The 20,235-nt window shown below is 50.7% G+C and carries 10 protein-coding genes; 8 read left to right on the forward strand and 2 right to left on the reverse strand.

What is annotated here, in order from left to right:
- Window positions 1-5: 5 nt before the first annotated feature.
- Window positions 6-2,660, forward strand: coding sequence for an ABC transporter permease (locus LQ777_RS04490; protein WP_232561326.1), 2,655 nt, complete (start codon window positions 6-8; stop codon window positions 2,658-2,660).
- A gap of 94 nt (window positions 2,661-2,754) precedes the next feature.
- Here the strand turns inward: LQ777_RS04490 and LQ777_RS04495 are convergent, their stop codons facing one another.
- Window positions 2,755-3,453: a glycosyltransferase family 2 protein gene (locus tag LQ777_RS04495; protein ID WP_232561327.1), complete on the reverse strand. Its 699-nt coding sequence runs from the start codon at window positions 3,451-3,453 to the stop codon at window positions 2,755-2,757.
- Between the two features lie 118 nt (window positions 3,454-3,571).
- Window positions 3,572-4,411, reverse strand: coding sequence for a radical SAM/SPASM domain-containing protein (locus tag LQ777_RS04500; protein WP_232561328.1), 840 nt, complete (start codon window positions 4,409-4,411; stop codon window positions 3,572-3,574).
- Window positions 4,412-4,774: 363 nt separating this feature from the next.
- On the opposite strand from LQ777_RS04500, the gene LQ777_RS04505 reads away from it, so the two are divergent.
- The 7 genes from LQ777_RS04505 (at window position 4,775) to LQ777_RS04535 (ending at window position 20,226) form a co-directional block, all read left to right on the forward strand.
- Entirely contained in the window at window positions 4,775-5,500 is a 726-nt protein-coding gene (locus LQ777_RS04505) for a hypothetical protein (RefSeq protein WP_232561329.1), read from the forward strand.
- 41 nt (window positions 5,501-5,541) lie between these two features.
- Window positions 5,542-7,920, forward strand: coding sequence for an ABC transporter permease (locus LQ777_RS04510; protein WP_232561330.1), 2,379 nt, complete (start codon window positions 5,542-5,544; stop codon window positions 7,918-7,920).
- A 12-nt stretch (window positions 7,921-7,932) separates the two neighbouring features.
- A complete protein-coding gene (locus LQ777_RS04515) occupies window positions 7,933-10,350 on the forward strand; it encodes an ABC transporter permease (RefSeq protein WP_232561331.1) in 2,418 nt (805 codons plus the stop codon).
- A 12-nt stretch (window positions 10,351-10,362) separates the two neighbouring features.
- Window positions 10,363-12,732 (forward strand): ABC transporter permease, encoded by a 2,370-nt coding sequence (locus tag LQ777_RS04520; RefSeq protein ID WP_232561332.1) that lies wholly within the window; start codon window positions 10,363-10,365, stop codon window positions 12,730-12,732.
- Window positions 12,733-12,810: 78 nt separating this feature from the next.
- Complete coding sequence (locus LQ777_RS04525) at window positions 12,811-15,234, forward strand: ABC transporter permease (RefSeq protein ID WP_232561333.1); 2,424 nt, start codon at window positions 12,811-12,813, stop codon at window positions 15,232-15,234.
- 72 nt (window positions 15,235-15,306) lie between these two features.
- Window positions 15,307-17,733 carry an ABC transporter permease gene (locus LQ777_RS04530; protein WP_232562797.1) on the forward strand — a complete coding sequence of 809 codons (2,427 nt, stop codon included), beginning with the start codon at window positions 15,307-15,309 and terminating at the stop codon, window positions 17,731-17,733.
- A 30-nt stretch (window positions 17,734-17,763) separates the two neighbouring features.
- A complete protein-coding gene (locus LQ777_RS04535; RefSeq protein WP_232561334.1) occupies window positions 17,764-20,226 on the forward strand; it encodes an ABC transporter permease in 2,463 nt (820 codons plus the stop codon).
- Window positions 20,227-20,235 lie beyond the last annotated feature (9 nt).

Genomic DNA, 20,235 nt, shown 5'->3' on the forward strand with positions numbered 1-20,235 from the left:
CTCGTATGAATTCGAATCGATCCGGAAACCCCCAGCCCCCGCCCACCTGGGCCGACCGGCTGCTGAACTGGCTGGTGGCTCCGCACCTGCGGGAAGAGGTGCTGGGCGACAGCCACGAACGCTATTACCGACGCCTGCAACAACTGGGGCCCGCCAAAGCCCGACGGTTGTATTGGCAAGAGATGCTGGCGTACCTGCGCCCATCGATGATCAAGCGCGAAACCACCAATGGGTATGCTTCACCTTATTGTTTAAGTCCGGATATGCTACGAAATTATGTCACGGTCGCCTGGCGAAACCTGAGTCGAAATAGAGCGTTTTCGATCATTAATCTGTTGGGTCTTGCCCTCGGTATGGCGTGTAGCCTGCTGATCATGCTATGGGTGCAGGACGAACGCAACGTGGACCGTTTCCATGCCAACGGTAATCACCTTTACCAGGTCTACGAACGACAATATTTTGAGGGGAAAGCGCAGGCCAGCTATTTTACGCAGGGGCTGCTGGCCGATGAACTCAAGCGTACGATTCCCGAAATACAGTATGCCAGTGCGATCGAGTCGAGTTACCCGACCACGTTTGCCAACGGTGACAAAATCATCAAAATGAGCGGAACGTTTGCGGGCGCTGACTTCTTCCGCATGTTTTCCTATCCTTTTTTGCGGGGAACCCCCGCTACCGCACTAGGCAGTCCCGGCGGCATCGCCATCTCCAGAAAAATGGCTGACCAGTTTTTCGGGAGTCCCGAGCAGGCAATGGGCCAATCGATCCGGTACGAGAATAAGGAGAATTTGCGCGTAACAGCAGTCTTCGAAGACCTACCGGCCAATTCGTCGCAACAATTCGATTTTCTGAGGCCGTGGGTTGATTTCGTCAAAGAAAACGAGTGGGCAAAAACCTGGACCAGCACCGATCCCATGACGTACGTGCAATTGCGCCCGGACCGGGATGGTAAACCCGCTGATAGGGCAAAAGTCGAAGCGAAGATCAAGGACTTCATTGCTCGCTACTTGCCAAAGAGTAAAGGCTTTGTGGTTGAATTAGGCCTGCAACCGTATCCGGAGAAATACCTGCATTCGACGTTTAAAAACGGTCAGCTCGATGGGGGGCGGATTGAGTACGTACGGCTGTTTAGTATCGTAGCGGTCGTTATTCTGCTGATTGCCTGCATCAACTTCATGAACTTGGCCACGGCCCGGTCTACCAAACGGGCAAGGGAAGTGGGTGTCCGGAAAGTGATTGGTGCGGGTCGTTCATCGCTGATCGGGCAGTTTGTGGGGGAGGCTTTGCTGATCACGTTCGCTTCGACACTCATCGCTCTGTTGCTGGTCGTTTTGCTCCTCCCGGCTTTCAGTACGCTCACTGGGAAAATGCTGGTTTTGCCGATTGGCCAGCCCGTGTTTTGGGCCTTTTTAGTAGGCTTACTCGCGCTGACCGGTCTTATTGCGGGTAGTTATCCGGCCTTGTTTCTGTCGTCTTTGAGTCCAATCAGCGTGTTAAAAGGCAGCGGCCCGTCGGCACGACTGCGGTTCAACCCCGGTACAACGTTTTTTCGTCAGGCCTTAGTCGTGTTTCAGTTTGGCTTGTCGATTCTGTTCATTGTCGGCACGATTGTGGTCTACCGCCAGATGCATTACGTACAAACGAAAAACCTCGGCTACAACCGCGAAAACCTGATTTACGTACCTATTGAAGGTGATTTGATCCAGAAATACGACCTCTTCAAGGACGAGCTAGCCAAGCAGGCAGGTATTGTGGCTATCTCCCGGATGCGTGAATCACCGACCGAGATCGGGCATCACGTTGACGATGTCAGCTGGCCGGGTAAAGACCCGAATCTGAGAACCGCCTTTGCCAATACCGCCGTTGGCTACGATTTCGTGAAAACGCTGAAACTGAAACTGCGGGATGGCCGCGATTTCTCGCCCGAATTCGGTACGGACTCAATAAGCTACATCATCAATGAAACAGCAGCGGCCAAGATTGGCGCTAAAAATCCGATTGGTCAATCGCTGGATTGGGGGAGACGTACCGGTAAAATCATTGGCGTACTCGCCGACTTTCATTTCAACTCGATGCGGCAATCCATCGAACCCCTGATTATTCGGTTGGACAAAAACGCCGAATGGGGGACTATTCTGGTTCGTACCGAAGCGGGTAAGACCAAAGAAGCCCTTGCGAATCTGGAGAAAATCTGCAAGGAACTGAACCCGAAAACGCCCTTTATGTACCAGTTTTCCGATCAGGAATACGCCAAGCTGTACCGGAGTGAGCAAGTGGTTAGTCAGTTAGCCAACTATTTCGCCATTTTAGCGATTTTCATTTCCTGCCTGGGTTTGTTTGGACTGGCGACCTTCACGGCGGAACAGCGCACCAAAGAAATTGGGGTGCGCAAAGTACTCGGCGCATCGGTAGCCAGCGTCGTAGCGATGCTCTCGACCGATTTTCTGAAGCTGGTTCTGGTGGCTATTGTCATTGCCTCACCCGTGGCCTGGTATGTGATGCAGCAATGGCTAAAAGGCTTTATCTACAAAATGGAGATCGAGTGGTGGGTATTCGTACTGGCGGGCTTTCTCTCGGCGGGCATTGCGCTACTGACCATCAGCTATCAGAGTATTAAAGCCGCTTTGATGAACCCGGTCAAAAGTTTGCGAAGCGAATAAGATTACCCTTTTTTGAGAAAAAAATCAATAGCCAACTGCCTTTACTTAAAAATCGACTTAGTAACACCCAGAAATGGAATTGGCATAACATCAGTTACTGACTTAATGCTATTGAACGTTTCATTACAGACCAACTCAACCAGAAGCGATTACGAAACCGTACCCTCCATTGATAAGATTGGGGCGTTTCACCTGTAGGTGTTACATTATATCCATGCCGACGGTATTTGATAAGTGCCTGGGTTAGAAAGTAGGGAGTACCTTGACGTTCAACCATCAATCCAATCCACCAATCATGAAAGTATAGTTGAGGAGGGAATGGTAGAGCGTATGCCAACACTTCGCGCTTAAAGGCCATGCAACATCCCATGTATGAATTTTTCCATAGGTTACGCCAAAACCCCCGGCGGCTTCGGCGGCTTTCAAAGAAAGAATCATGCAATATTTTGCCGTCCTTGTCTACAATTTGGCAGTCGGTTACAACCAGATCATAATTAATCAAACTATTCAATACGGTCTGTACTTTATCAGGGTACCAAATGTCATCTTGATCAGATAAAAAGATAAAAGCTCCCTGGGCATGCTGAAGAGCATTCTCGAAGTTCTGGGCCGGTGATTTATGACCTTGACTGTAAACTAAACGTATACGCTGATCACCAAAAAAATTAATTAACTGAACTGTTTTATCGGTTGACCCATCATCTGATATAATCAACTCATCATCTACTGTCAATTGATCGAGAATGGAACGTATTTGCTCTTCAATAAATAACGCACCATTGTAGGTGGCCATACAAACACTCACTCGCTTCATTTGTGATATCAGAATAGAATGTTCTTAGCTTACACTGCCTTGTTCTATCATCATTTTTTACCCTAATTGCTTGAATAGGTATCACCTAGCTTGTAGATTACTCTTTAGCTTTTAATCGTCCAGAACACACTTTACAGACTTCAAGTCTAAATGTTCCTGATTGAAGTTCTTTTCGAATAGCAGTAAAATGATCGCCCCACCATATATCCTTTAGTAAATGGCTGTCTTTAACGTTCCCGAAGGATTCTGTGATATGAAAGTCATTCGTGCAGACGACTTCCCCTGTATGAGTTATTGCAATTTCATCAGACAGATAAAAGCAACGATTTAATGTCCTGGTTTTTTTTGGCTTTACGGTTCCTCCGCGATTAAACAAGGTTGCATCTTCAAAATCGTGTAACCGCAAATATTTAGCTGCATCAAGCTCCTTTTCCTGTATGTCAATGACGTTTTTGGGCCATTTGGGCGTATGTCTGGTTATTAGAAATCCACTAACACCAGCTTCAACAAGTTGTCTGTATTTCGATCTATCGAGTTTAATGCCATTGGTGTGAATAATGAGCTGGGCTTTAGGCAGCTTTTCTCTGGCCATGCGCATCAAACCAACAAGACGTTCATCAAGTGTGGGCTCTCCGTAGAAATGAGGACTTATTCTTCCTGAATAGGGAAAACAGGAAAGGTCGTCCAGTATCTTGCCAAAAAGTTCTTCAGACATGTATTCATCCCCTCTACTCTCTGTGGATATAGGACAATAAGAACACTTAAGATTACATTTTGAGTTGATTTCTATATCTAAAGCAGTGAATATGTCTGTTCGTCCATAGGTGGCATATTTATTAGCCATATTATAAAGCCCTCGTACTGTAGGCTTTATAGGCTCAGGAGTATGAACGCGCATAAACCTATAGAAAGGATTTAGTATATAAGGGAGTTTCATGAAAATTTATTAAGGTTAAAGGAGTTCACACATTACAATACTAGTACTATTTAAATTTCACGAATAATCCTCAGAGCCGTGCCTATTGAATTTTGCGATGCGAACTTCAATAGGCACGGCTCTGAGGATTATTCGTAAAACTATTATTAAAAAGTGGGTTTTGATATAGCACACGGTCGAAGCACAGAAATTTGATACCACTGTACTTCTAAGATGATGTTACTAAATCCTTTAAGTGTAAATTGACTGTCTATTTAGTCTCTGCATTTAGGAATATTAAAATTCGCTTTTCATTTTATGATTAGTACGTATACTGGATAAATCCACCGTTCACAATCGGACGTAAACTGTCCACTTTCGGACATGAAGAATTGGTGTCAGGCCGTTTCTGGTTCAGAAACGGCTTTTTTTGTTCATGGCACGGCTGTTGAACAAGTCCCTGTTAGTCCAATCGAATTTATGAAAGCTATTCTTACGTTCCTGTTGCTCGGTGCTGGTTTTGGCGCGTTGGCCCAATCATCATCTACGCTGAGCACAACCATTAACGACGACGAAAAAACACTGTCCATCCAGATCGAGGGGGATCGCAATGGACGGACCATCAACTATGATCGTAAATTTGATGTGCGCAAATTGAATGCTGCCGAGAAGGATGCGCTTAAAAATCGGGTGCTGGATTCGCTGGGCGTTGGCGAGTCGGCTCTCGGATCAGAAACCGCTACGAACCGGGATCGGCCAGTCAGAGGTACCGTAGGCGGACCGACTCCGCCGAATCCTGCCGGAAACGGTCCGATAAGCGGACCCAAATCACCTGCTCAACCGAATGCGTCAGCAAATACGGGACAAACGATGGTTACGTTTCGATGCGAAAGCTGCGCGGGAAAAGTCAAGCTGGAAGTGGCCAGTCCGACCGAAGATTACGCGATTGAACGAGACGCCAAAGTAAACACCGACAAACGGCTGTTCCCCTACCAATTGGCCCTAAGTCCGGGTGAATACAAGCTAACGTACTACCAGAACGGCGTATTGCAGATTCAATCCACATTCACGGCGAAGGCGGGCGAAGCAAACACCGTTGTCATCAAATAAGCGTTGCGATTAACGCGTACGACTAAATTTCCCGAACCGCTATGCTACGGAACTATCTCAAAATTGCCTTTCGCAATCTGATCCGAAACAAGGTCTTTTCGATCATTAACCTGCTGGGTTTGTCGACCGGCATTACCGTATGCCTGATGATCTTTCTGTTCATCAGCAACGAGTTCAGCGTAGACAATTTCCACAAAAATGGCAAAAGCATCTACCGTGTAATGCGCGGTATGGATCATGAAGGCAAAGAAGTCGCTGTTTCTTACCTGTCGGGGCCGTATGCAGCTGCGTTACTAACCGATTTTAAGGGGCAGATCACCCAGGCGGTTCGGGTGAACCCTACGAATGCGTTGATTACGTCCCAGAACAAATCGTTTCACGAACGAAAAATAATCAATGTCGACCCGACCTTTTTCACGTTCTTTTCTTTCCCCTTGCTCAAGGGCGATCCGGCTACGGCATTGATCGACCCGGCGAGTGTGGTTCTGACGGAGTCGACGGCCAAAAAATACTTTGGTAGCGTCGACAACGCAATGGGCAAGATTATTAAAGTCGATAAAAACCTGGCCGTCAAAGTGACGGGCATTGCGCAGGATGTGCCCGCTAACTCCCACCTCGATTTTGATCTGGTCATTCCGCTGGAAAACTACAAAGACCGGGGCTGGATGACCGCCTGGATCAACCATAATCTGTTCACGTATGTGCAACTAGCGCCGACGGTAAGCGAAGCACAGGTCGAACGCAATTTTCCGCGCTTCATGGACAAGCACATCGGTCTTCTCATGAAAGAATCCGGTTTCAAATTCACCTTATCGCTCACTCCGTTACGGGATATTTATTTTGAAGAAGGAGTCATCGATAGTGCCAAACACGGCGACAAGCGTGTGGTCTATATCTTTCTGTCGATTGCGATTCTTATCCTGCTGGTGGCCTGTATCAATTTCATGAACCTGTCGACAGTTCGGGCCGTGGAGCGCTCCAAAGAGATTGGCGTCCGGAAAGTATTGGGGGCCGTCAAAGGGCATCTGGTATGGCAATTTATTGGCGAGTCGCTCTTGCTGACGGCGCTCTCGTGTCTGCTCTCGATTGGCTTGCTGGCGCTGGCGCTGCCTGCGTATACACAACTGCTGGGCTATCCATTATCCATAACGGCTCACGTCCTGCCAATCGTACTGTTTCTGCTTGGCATCATTGCGGTAGCGGGGTTCCTGTCGGGCAGTTACCCGGCCTTTGTTCTGGCTGCTTTTTCGCCCATTCAGGCCTTAAAAGGTCGGCTGCGGCTGGGCAAAGGTGGTGTTTCGTTGAGGCAGGTACTGGTTATCGTGCAGTTCAGCATTGCGATTTTGCTGATGCTCGGCACCGCCATCGGTACGCAGCAGATGAGCTACCTCAAAAACAAACAGCTGGGCTACAACAAAGAGCAAACGCTGGTCGTACCCATCGACAACGAAGACACGTATAACTTTTTCGTGGGCCACAAACCGGAGCTGCTGGCCCAGAGCCGGATCGAAGCCGTTTCGATGATGTCGGGCGAGCCGGGTGGTTTTTTCGACGGCTATATGTTCGATGTCGAAGCGCACGCCAACCGCTGGAAAGCCCGGACGGAATTTGCCGATTTCGATTACGTGAAAACGCTGGGGCTGAAACTGGTTGCGGGACGGGATTTCTCGCCCGCGTTTCCCACCGACACGGCGCAGGCCGTTCTGATCAACCGAACAGCCGCTGCCCGATTGGGCTGGACACCCGAACAAGCCATCGGCAAATGGCTGCGAAATACAAGGCACGACAGCACAAGACGCACTATCATTGGCGTGGTCGAGAATTTCAACTTTCTGTCGTTGAAAGAAGCCATCGAACCATTGATTATTGCGCCCAACGACGACCGACGGGTTGCCCTGATCAAGTTAAAGCCCGGCAATCTGTCCGCTGCGGTCGAGACCATTCAGCAACTGTACGCCAAAACAAGACCCGCTTATCCGCTTACGTACCATTTCCTGGACCAGCAGTTCGACCAGATGTACCAGGCTGACCTGCGTCAGCAAACGATCTTAAGTATTTTTGCCGGTCTGGCTATTTTCATTGCCTGCCTGGGGCTGTTTGGTCTGGCTTCTTTTTCGGCCCAGCAGCGTACCAAAGAAATTGGTGTTCGAAAAACCCTGGGGGCATCGGTGGGCAGTATTATCGGGCTGCTTTCGGGCGATTTCCTTAAACCGGTCGGCATAGCGATTCTGATTGCCAGTCCAATTGCCTGGTACGCCATGAATCGCTGGCTCCAGGGCTTCGCTTACAAGATCGACATTTCGGGCTGGGTCTTTGTGGCTGCGGGTAGCCTGGCGCTGGCCATTGCGTTTATCACGGTCAGTTTTCAAAGTATCAAGGCCGCCCTGGTCAATCCGGTCAAGTCACTACGAAGCGAATAAATCCTTACGCTCATGCTACGCAACTACCTTAAAATCGCCTGGCGGAATATCGTCACAAACAAAGCTTATTCAGCCATCAATATTGGTGGGCTGGCGGTGGGCCTGGCGGCTACGCTGCTCATTTTTCAGTACGTTGCTTTTGAACGGAGTTATGACCGGTTTCATGAACATGCCGACCGTATTTTTCGCGTCAAAGCCGACCGTTATGAGAAAGGCGCTCTATCGACCGAATGGGCAGGCGGGCCGTTTGCCGTTGGCAGCCACCTGAAGGCTGCGTTCCAGGAAATAGAAGAATATGCCCAAGTTTATGTTCGGAACAACCTGCTGCTGGAAGCACACAACCGGAAGTACAAAATAGAGCAGGGTGCGTTCGTCACTCCGTCGTTTTTTACCGTTTTTTCCTATCCGCTGCTGACGGGTAGTAAGCAAACCGCGTTAACTGAACCCAATACGGGGGTTATTTCGACCTCATTGGCGAAGCGGTTGTTCGGAACCCAAAATCCGATGGGGCAGATCATCACGATAGAACGTGAGCTTCCGATCAGAATAACCGGCGTGTATCAGGACTTCCCCAAGAGCTCTCATTTGAAAGCCGATTACCTGATGTCGTTCAGTACCTTTCAACGGGTGGTGAACCCCAAAAATGAGCCGGATAAAGTTCTTGCTAATGCCTGGGACTGGGATGGTTGCCTGACGTATCTGCTCGTAAAGCAAGGCACAGATCCCGAAAAGCTAGCGGCAAAATTTCCCGCTTTCCTACAGAGTAAAGAGCAGGTAGATCCAAAAACGGGGAACCGGCTGGACCTGCACTTGCAGTCGCTACCCGACATTCACCTGTATTCCCATTTTATGTTCGAAGCCAGTCCCAATGGCGATGGAAATTCGGTGTATGTGTTGCTGTGTGTGGCCTTTTTTATCATTTCCATTGCCTGGATCAACTACATCAATCTGGCAACGGCCCGCGCCATTGGCCGGGCTAAAGAAGTGGGCGTGCGGAAAGCCGTTGGGTCATACCGAAGTCAGTTGATTGGACAATTTCTGGTCGAATCAGCCTTACTCAACTTCATGGCCGTCGTACTGGCGTTCATTAGTATCATACTAGCCCTTCCGCTATTCAATCAGTTTACGGATCAGCAGCTAACCTATTCGTTTGTGTGGTCGGCCCGTTTCTGGCTCGGCCTGGGATCGATGTATGCCATTGGGACGCTTTTGTCGGGGGCTTATCCCGCGTTTGTGCTGTCTAATTTTAATCCGGTTTCGGTGCTTAAAAATGGCGTTTCAGCGTTCAAAGAAGGTGTTTTCCTGAGAAAATCGTTGGTTGTTATTCAATTTTCGGCTTCTGTTTTTCTGCTGGTTGGCACCATCACCGTATTTCGTCAATTGCAGTTTATGCGTAGCCAAAACCTGGGCATAGATATTGGCCAGACACTGGTGCTGGACAGGCCCATAAACGACTCTACACGCGTAGCCAAAACAAAGGCATTCAAAACGTATCTCCTTCAGCAGTCGGCTATCAAAAGCGTTGCCGTATCGGGGTCAATTCCCGGCGAAAAGGTGGAGTTCAACGCAGGGGGTATTCGATTAGCGGGTACGCCCCAGGAAACTGGCAAACAGTATCGCGTGATTGGAGTCGATTATGATTTTGTGAACGCATTCGGGATGAAGGTCATTGCCGGGCGTAATTTCGACACGAAACTAGGCGAAAAGGATGCCGTGGTTTTCAATAAAACCGGTATCAAACAGTTAGGATTCACCAGTCCGGAGAAAGCCCTGGGTCAAAAAATAGATTTCTGGGGGGACATACTCACCATAGTCGGGGTAGTCGATGATTTTCACCAGCAGTCCCTTCGGGAAGCCTACGAGCCGCTTATTTTGCGCCTGGACCCTGGCGTAAATGGGCAGCTATCCATCAAACTGGCCGACAGTAATCCCACGCAGGGTATCGCTACTGTAAAGAAAGCTTGGTCGCAATTTTTCCCAACCGACCCGTTTGTGTACTCGTTTTTGAATGAACGGTACGACAAACAATACCGGGCCGATGAGCGGTTTGGGCAGGTATTCGGCTTCTTCACTCTGATGGCCATATTGGTAGCCTGTTTAGGGCTGCTCGGTCTTGCCACCTTCACAGCCCAACAACGCACCAAAGAAATTGGCGTCCGCAAAGCGCTGGGAGCCAGCGTCGGAAGCATTGTCTCGCTGCTTTCCAAAGACTTCCTGAAACTGGTGCTGATTGCCATTCTGATTGCCAGTCCAATTGCCTGGTATGCCATGAACGAATGGCTCCAGGGCTTCGCTTATAAAATCGACATTGAATGGTGGATGTTTGCGTTAGCGGGCGTTCTGGCGGTGCTGATTGCCTTTGCTACGGTGAGTTTTCAAAGTATCAAGGCCGCCTTGGTCAATCCGGTCAAGTCGCTACGAAGCGAATAAATCCTCTTTCTTATGCTACGCAACTACCTTAAAATCGCCTGGCGAAACATCATTCGCAACAAAGCGTTCTCGGCAATCAACATCCTGGGTCTGGCGCTCGGTATGGCGTGTAGTCTGCTGATTTTCCTTTGGATTCAGGACGAGCTACGCGTGGATAATTATCACGCCAACGGTCCTCAGCTGTACAACGTGATGGAGCACCAGTTTTACGACGGTAAGATCGTAACGCACGGGGCGACACCCGGTTTGCTGGCCGATGAGCTGAAAAAGCAGTTTCCCGAAGTGCAGTATGCCGCTGGTATTACCGGATGGGATGCGCGCCTGACCTTTACCGTTGGCGACAAAGTAAATAAAGAATCGGGACGGTGGGTTGGTGAGGACTGGTTCAAGATGTTCAGTATCCCGCTCCTGGCCGGGACACCCCAAACGGCGCTGGCTGAACCGAATAACCTCGCCATTTCCCGAAAAGTAGCCGAAACGTATTATGGCAGTGCCCAGGCGGCTTTAGGAAAATCGATGCGGATCGACAACGAAAAAGATTACCGGGTCAGTGCCGTTTTCGACGATATGCCCGAGCAGTCGACGGACAAATACGATTTTCTGCTCAACTGGCAGGATTGCCTCAGCCGAAACAGTTGGATGAAAGAATGGGATAGCAACGGTCCCCGGACGCGCGTCATGCTTCGCCCCGATGCGAACGTTGCCAGCCTGCAAACCAAGCTGAAACCATTTATGAAGAAATACAATACCGGTCTTGGCCCTAAATTCAACATCGAGCTGTTTCTTCAACCGTATGGTGACGCGTATCTGTATTCAAGTTTTGAGAACGGGCAGCAATCAGGTGGGCGCATCGAATACGTTCGTTTGTTTGGCATCGTGGCGGTTTTCCTGCTGCTGATCGCCTGCATCAATTTCATGAATCTGGCTACGGCTCGCTCAGCCCGGCGGGCGCGGGAGGTGGGTGTCCGGAAAGTGGTGGGTGCCATGCGGAGTCTGCTGGTTGGACAATTCGTTGGCGAAGCGCTGCTGCTGACGGTGTTGGCATTGGTAATCGCGCTGGCCGCTGTCTGTCTGATTCTCCCCGGCTTCAATACCCTGACTGGCAAGCACATCAGCCCACAGCCTACTCAGGCATCGTTCTGGCTGATCCTGCTCGGTATGACGCTTATTACGGGGGTGGTAGCGGGGAGTTATCCGGCCTTGTTTCTGTCGTCGCTGAATCCGGTTCGGGTGCTGAAAGGATCGCTTAAGTTCGGGTCGGGAGCGCGGTTGTTCCGGCAGGGGCTGGTCGTTTTCCAGTTTGTGCTATCGATGCTACTGATTGTGGGTACGATGGTCGTGTACCGGCAGGTGAACTACGTGCAAACCAAAAACCTTGGGTACGACCGCGAAAACCTGATTTTGCTGTCGTCTGATGGCGAGGTTGGTGCGAAGTACGAAACGTTTAAAAGCGAGGTGCTGCAACTGCCCGGTGTTCAGACGGTATCCTTCATGGATGAATCACCGACGGGTTTGGGGAATAACACGGGTGGCGTCGAATGGCCCGGAAAAGACCCCAATGTGGATATCCTGTTTACCCACGTGGGGGTGGGCTACGATTTCCTGAAAGCCTTAAAAATCAAGGTAGAAGGCCGCGACTTCTCGAAAGAGTTCGGGACGGATTCCAGCAACTATTTAATCAACAAAGCCGCGCTGCAACGAATCGGTTATAAAAACCCAATCGGTCAGCCGTTGACCATGTGGGGCAAGCCGGGCAAGATTGTCGGGGTGGTAGACGATTTTCATTTCCAGTCGTTACACGAGTCTATTCAGCCCCTGATTGTTCGTCTCACGCCCAATGCAGTGGGAAAGAGCATCATCATTCGGACGCAGCCCGGCCAGACCAAACAGGCTCTGGCTACTCTGGAAACGTTCTGCAAAACGTTTAATCCCAAGGTTCCGTTTGCGTACAAGTTCGTGGACGAGGAATACCAGAAGCTGTATAAGAGCGAGACGGTTGTGGGTAGTCTGACGAACTACTTTGCCTTCCTGGCTATTTTCATTTCCTGCCTGGGTTTGTTTGGTTTGTCGGCGTTCACGGCGGAGCAACGGACGAAAGAAATCGGCGTTCGCAAAGCGCTGGGCGCATCGGTGAGAAGTATCGTTGGCTTACTCTCGCAGGATTTCCTGAAGCTTGTTGTGCTGGCTATCGTGATTGCGTCGCCGTTGGCCTGGTACGCCATGAGCCAGTGGTTGGAGGGGTATGCCTACAAGACCGAGCTATCCTGGTGGATGTTTGCTCTGGCGGGATCGATAGCCATTGTGATTGCGTTTGCAACGGTCAGCTTCCAGAGTATCAAAGCGGCTTTGATGAACCCCATACGGTCATTACGATCCGAATAAATTAGTGCGGCCTGGGGCGGGTACTGGCCTCCCTGCTCCGGGCCAATGCCTTCTGTCTTGTTTCAAACTCTTCGCTTTATGCTTCAGAATTACATAAAAATCGCCTGGCGTAATTTGGTACGCAACCGCGTGTTTTCGGCGATTAATATTATCGGACTATCGCTTGGTATCGCTACATGTCTGCTCATCAGCCTGTTTGTGCTCGATGAGTTGAGCTATGACCGGTACAACGAAAAAGCAGATCGTATGGTACGCGTTATTTTCCGGGGCTCATCGGCCGGCGGAAAGATGAACGAAGCGCACGTGATGCCACCCACTGCACAAACACTGAAGGCCGATTACCCGGAAGTTCAGGAAGCGACCCGGATTCGGTTGGGTGGAACGCCGGTCGTGACGGTCGATACAAAGACGTTTCGGGATGCCGCGGTTGCGTTCACCGATTCCAACTTTTTTCAGGTGTTTACGCTGCCGCTGCTTGAAGGCAGTGCAAAAACAGCCCTGGTTCGACCCAATACCGCCGTTATTACAAAGGCAATGGCCCGTAACTACTTCGGCAATGAAGATCCTGTGGGTAAAGTAATTACCATGAAAAGCTGGAACGCCAGCTACCAGATAACGGGGGTTGTCGAGCAGGTTCCGGTCAATTCGCATTTTCACTTCGATTTGTTCCTGTCGATGGCCAGCCTCCCGGAAGCAAAATCATCTTCCTGGGTTACGTCTGAATTTTTCACCTATCTGGTTCTGCCCAGCGGTTACGATTACCGGAAACTGGAAGTTAAACTGCCGCAGGTGGTTGAAAAATACGTAGGACCACAATTGCAGCAGAGCATGGGCATGAGTCTGGCGCAGTTCCGTCAGAAAGGCAACGACATTGGCCTGTACCTGCAACCGCTGACGGACATTCACCTGCATTCGGATTTTGCCTATGACTTATCGGCTTCCGGCAACATTCAGTACGTGTATATTTTTGGGGCTATCGCGCTGTTTATGCTGCTGATCGCCTGTATCAACTTCATGAATCTGTCTACCGCCGGGGCGTCGAAGCGGGCGAAAGAAGTAGGTATCCGCAAAGTACTGGGTTCAATGCAGCAAAGCCTGACCAATCAGTTTCTGGTCGAGTCACTGCTGCTAACTGCCATTGCCTTATTGCTGGCTGTCGGGGTAGTTTACCTGGCCTTACCCGCGTTTAATGAACTGTCGGGAAAGGCGTTAACGCTCAATTTCTTAACTACGGGTTGGTTACTGCCTGCTCTGCTGTTCTTTGGTTTGCTGGTTGGGATTCTGGCGGGAAGCTATCCCGCCTTTTTCCTGGCTTCGTTCAGACCTGTGGCCGTTTTGAAAGGGTCCTTGTTCAAGGGGAACAGCAAAAGTATCGGGGTTCGCAGCGGTCTGGTCGTGTTTCAGTTCTTTGTTTCGATTATCCTGATGGTAGGCACGACGGTGGTGTATCGGCAACTGGACTACATCCAGAACAAGAAGCTGGGGTACTCGAAAGATCAGGTGCTGGTGATGACCGAAACCAGTCTTTTGGGTAAAAACGAAGCCGTGTTCCGCGATCAGATTGCCCGCGATTCCCGTGTCGTAAACGTGAGTACATCGGGCTATCTGCCAGCTGGTCCCAGCAACAACAACAACTTTTTTGTTTATCCCGAAGCCAACTCGACCCAACTGGTAAAGACGCTTCGCTACGATGTCGATTACGAATACATCCCCACGCTGGGTATGGAACTGGCTGCGGGACGGAACTTCTCGAAAGCGTACGGAACCGACTCAACGGGGGTAATTCTGAACGAAACAGCCGCCAAAACGTTGGGCTGGGCGAACAAGGCACTGGGTCGTACTATTACCCATGCCGATAATCAGGGCCACACGACTTCCTTACGGGTGATTGGGGTGGTGAAAGATTTTCATTTCAAATCGCTGCACGAGCCTATTTCTCCCCTGGTCATGACACTGGGACAAACGGGAGGCACCGTGATTGCAAAAGTGAAAACCAAAGACATAACGGGGTTGCTTGCTTCACTGAAAACGCAGTGGAACCAGCTTACTACCGATGCGCCTTTTACGTACGCGTTCCTCGATGAACGATTTAACGACACGTATCGGGCCGAGCAGAAAATAGGTCAGATTCTGGGTCTCTTCGCCGGGTTAACCATCTTCGTCGCCTGTCTGGGTTTGTTTGGTCTGGCTACGTTCACCGCCGAACAACGCACCAAAGAGATTGGCGTTCGGAAAGTCCTTGGCGCATCGGTTATGGGTATAATCGCGCTGCTTTCAAAAGACTTTCTGAAGCTGGTTGCGATTGCGCTGGTGGCTGCGATTCCGGTATCGTGGTACCTGATGGACCGCTGGTTACAGGATTTTGCCTACAAGATCAGCATCGACGGGTGGACGTTTGCCCTGGCGGGTGCGCTGTCTGTTGGTATTGCCTTATTGACCGTCAGTTCGCAAAGTATCAAAGCGGCCCTGGTCAACCCGGTCAGGTCACTTCGTTCTGAATAAGGAGTCAGGAGGGCGTGGGGCTGGCAAGCTACACGCCTGTGTTCTTTGCCAACCGCAATACTGGCCGATGTTATGTTGAAAAGCTATTTCTCAACCGCTCTCCGCGCTCTGAAGCGCAACTGGAACTACACGGTAATCAATGTTGTCGGGCTAACGTTTGGGTTAGCCTGTTGTCTGGTTCTGTTCCTTGCCATTCGCTACGAACTCAGCTACGACCGCCACCATGCCAACGCTGACCGTACGTACCGGATGATCACGTATTACCGGGATTCGGAAGGCGATGACCGCAATACAGGAGTTCCAATGCCCACTTTGGCAGCCCTTCGTACCGACTTTCCCGCGTTGGAACACCAGCTGACGATGGTGTATGAATTATATGGTGGCTTAGTGAAAGCGGGCGAAAACCAATCCAGTAAGTTTCTTGAGGATGGGGGCGTTATGGCTTTTGTCGAGCCTGCGTATTTCCGGTTGTTCGATTACCAGTGGAAAGAAGGTAATCCGCAAACGGCGATCAAAAACCCGAACACGGTCGTGTTGTCGGGGCGGATGGCCCGTAAATATTTTGGCGACGCTGATCCGGTAGGTAAATCCATTCGGGTTGAGAACAAAATGGATTTTGTGGTAACGGGTGTCGTCGCGAATCCACCCGCCACGACCAATCTACCGTTTGAGGTTTTGCTGTCATTTGCGTCGCTCAAACAATTCGGAGCCAACGGCGGCTGGAACGACTGGAAATCGAACTATAGTGGTGCTCAACTGTACATGACGCTACCGCCAACCCTTTCGGCTGCCCAGATGGAGCGCTCGCTCGTGCCGTTTGTCCAAAAATACATGAGCCCAGAGGATGCTAAACAACTTCAGTACGAATTACAACCGCTGACCAACATTCATTTCGACGCGCGCACGGGCAATTCGGCCAATCGTACCGTCAGCAAACGAATGATTTGGGCAATGGCATTGATCGGTGTGTTTATCCTGATTACGGCTTGTGTCAACTTCATCAATCTAGCGACCGCTCAGGCCATTCGGCGGGCAAAGGAAGTGGGCGTTCGGAAAGTGCTGGGCAGTTCACGGGCGCAGTTGGTCCGGCAGTTTCTGGGTGAAACAGGTTTGCTGACGGGGTTGGCTGTTGGAATGGCCTTTGTGTTGGCTCACCTGTCATTACCCTACGTCGCCGAACTGCTCGATATAAAAGCCGTTGCGCTGGTGCTGCTCGACCCATTCGTGATTGGTTTTGTGGTGTTGCTGGCCGTGCTGACGACCGTGCTGGCTGGTTTTTATCCGGCCCTGGTCTTGTCGGGTTATCAGCCGGTACTGGCGCTGCGGGGCAAAATTCGAATGGCTGGCAACAGCCAGTTAACTCTGCGCCGGAGCCTGATTGTATTTCAGTTCGCCATCTCGCAGATACTTATCATTGGAACCGTCATCGCTTACAGCCAGATGAGCTACTTCCGGTCGGCGGATGTAGGGTACGACAAAGAGGCTGTACTAACGGTACAAATCCCCGAACGCAAAGCAGGACAATTGGAAGCCCTGAAAGCCAAATTAACGGACCTGCCCAACATCCGGTCGATGAGTTATGGGCTTTCGATACCCTCGTCGGATGGCAACTGGTGGACAAGTTTCACCTATAACAATGCCGCCAAAGAGGCTGATTTCGGTGTCGTTATGCGCTGCGCCGATACGGCCTATCTAAATACGTATGGCTTAAAACTGATTGCCGGTCGAATGTACCACCCTGCCGATACAATGCGGGAAGTGGTGGTGAATGAATCCTTCGTGAAGAAGCTAGGCATTCGGCAACCACAGCAAATTATTGGCAAATACCTGGCCTTAGGTGGTACTGGTAACGCTAACAAGCAGATCGTGGGGGTAGTGAAAGACTTCAACACGTTCTCTCTGCACCAGAAAACAAACCCCAGTGTACTGACCACCCAGCGGGATGCCTATCACATACTTGGTATCAAGTTATCAACTCAGCAGGGCGGTACCGTAGCCATCAGTCGACTTATCGGCGAGATCGAAACCGCCTGGAATACGGTCTTTCCTGATTTTGTGTTTAAATATGAATTCCTGGACCAGACACTGGCGAACTTCTACAAGAGCGAGGAACGCATGTATGCCTTGTTTCGGCTGCTGGCGGGGATTGCTATTTTCATCGGTTGCCTGGGCTTATACGGCGTGGTGGCATTCATGGCCGAATCCAGAACCAAAGAGGTTGGCATCCGCAAGGTGCTCGGTGCATCAACCGGTCACATCTTCGGCTTGTTCTCCATTGATTTTGTCCGGCTGGTTCTGATTGCATTGGTCATTGCTTCGCCGATAGCCTGGTACGTCATGGACAAGTGGCTGGCCGATTTTCCGTACAAGATCACTATTGCCTGGTGGATGTTTGCCCTGGCCGGTTTGTTCGCCATCGGTATTGCGCTGTTGACGGTGAGTTTTCAGAGCGTAAAAGCCGCCCTGATGAATCCGGTCAAATCACTGCGCAGTGAATAGAAATTGATACTGTCTAACTAGCTGAACTGTATGCTTAAAAGTTATCTAACCACCCTCCGGGCCCTGAAGCGAAACTGGAGCTATTCCGTTATCAACGTGCTGGGCCTAACCCTGGGGCTTGCCTGCTGTTTGCTGCTGTTTCTGGCGATCCGCTACGAACTGAATTTCGACCGGCATAATGTCCACGCGGATCAGCTATACCGGATCATCACGTTTGACGTAACGTCGAACGGCGACCGTCGGGAGGTGGGTATGCCCTTACCCGCGTTGCCTGCTTTGCGAAACGATTTTCCGGACCTAAAGAATCAGGTGACGATGGTTAACCGAATTACCAACGTCGTGGTGAGCGTTGGGGATAAAGCCAGCCGGACAACGAAAAAATTTCAGGAAGGCGATGGTGTACTGGCTTTTGTCGAGCCTGAATATTTCCGGCTGTTTGATTACGGCTGGAAAAAAGGAAGTACCCAAACCGCGCTTTCCCGACCAAATACGGTGGTACTGAGCGAGCGGATGGCTCAGAAATATTTTGGTACGGACAACCCGATCGGGAAGGTGCTGCGTGTCGAGAATAGAATGGATTTTGTGGTAACGGGTGTCGTACAGGAGCTACCCGCCACAACGAGCGTTCCGTTTGAAGTCCTTCTTTCGTTTGCCTCGCTGAAACAGTACGGTGCCTCCACAAATTGGGATGACTGGCAATCAACCTACGGCGGAGCGCAGATTTACATGCGGTTGCCCGGTACTACCGCCGAGCAGGCAACGGCTTCGGCGCAGATGGAGCGGCAGTTGGCGGCCTTCATCAAAAAATACCACCGCCCCGAAGATGCTCAAAACCTGCGCTACGAGTTACAGCCCTTAACCGCCATTCATTTCGATACGCGCACGGACAACTACAGCAAGCGGACCATTAGCAAGGAAATGGTCTGGGCGATGGGGCTGATCGGTCTGTTTATCCTAATTACGGCCTGTGTCAACTTTATCAACTTAGCGACGGCGCAGGCCATTCGGCGGGCCAAAGAAGTCGGTGTTCGGAAGGTGCTGGGCAGTTCGCGCGGTCAGCTGGTGCGGCAGTTCCTGGGCGAAACGGGCGTACTGACGAGTCTGGCAATGGGACTGGCTCTGCTGATTGCGCAGCTAGCGTTGCCGTACGTTGGCGAGTTACTGAACATCAAACCGGGAGCCGCTCAGCTAACCGACCCTACGGTGCTTATCTTCCTGGTAGGGCTTGGGGTTCTCACAATCGGATTAGCAGGCTTTTATCCGGCAATAGTGCTGTCGGGCTATCAGCCTATTCTGGCACTGAAAGGTAAAACGCAGGCGTCGACGCCCGGCCGTTCACGGGGTATTGCGCCCCTGTCGCTTCGGCGCGGATTGATTGTTGGTCAGTTTGCCATTTCGCAGTTGCTGATTATCGGTACCATCATTGCCTACAGCCAGATGAGCTACTTCCGGTCTGCCGATCTGGGGTACAGCCGGGACGCGGTGTTGTCGGTGCTTATTCCGGAAAAAAAACCGGGACAGCTGGAAAGCTTGAAGGCAAAGCTGACGGGTCTGCCCGGTATTCAGTCGATGAGCTTCGCCATGACCACGCCTTCCTCGACCAGCAACTGGACCACGGGCTTCCGATTCGAGCATACGGATAAAGAACCGGACTACGGTGTATTGATGCGTCCCGCTGATACGGCCTATGTGCGTACGTACGGTCTGAAACTGCTGGCTGGTCGAATGTATCAACCGGCGGACACCATGCGGGAGTTTGTTATCAACGAAGCTTTTATGAAACGACTGGGCTTTCAGAAACCCGAACAGGTTATCGGTAAATTGATGACGGTGAATGGCGAGGAGACCCGAAAACCCATTGTTGGTGTTGTTAAAGACTTCAATATCTTCTCTTTACACCAGCGAATTGATCCTAGCATCCTAACCTCATACCGCGATCAGTACCGTAGTTTGGGCATCAAACTGGCAGCGGGTTACACGAGTCCCGAACGCATTAGCCAACTCATGAGCCAGGTAGAAACGGCCTGGAATGCCACGTATCCCGACTTCGTTTTCAAATACACGTTCCTGGACGAAACGCTCGCCCGATTCTACCAGAATGAAGAACGGATGTATTCGCTGTTTCGGCTGCTGGCGGGGATCGCCATTTTTATCGGTTGCCTGGGCTTGTACGGTGTCGTGGCATTCATGGCCGAATCCAGAACCAAAGAAGTCGGTATCCGGAAAGTGCTGGGCGCGTCAACCAGCCACATTTTCGGCTTGTTCTCCATTGATTTCGTGAAACTTGTCCTGATCGCCCTGGTGCTCAGTTCTCCGCTGGCCTGGTACGTGATGAATCAGTGGCTCCAAAAATTTGCTTACAAGATCGACATCGAATGGTGGATGTTTGCCCTGGCGGGTCTGCTAGCTGTAGGGATTGCTCTGCTAACAGTGAGTTTTCAGAGTATCAAAGCGGCCCTGATGAACCCGGTCAAAAGTCTGCGTGGTGAATAAGCTAATCGT

The organism is Spirosoma oryzicola (assembly GCF_021233055.1).
Lineage (GTDB): Bacteria > Bacteroidota > Bacteroidia > Cytophagales > Spirosomataceae > Spirosoma > Spirosoma oryzicola.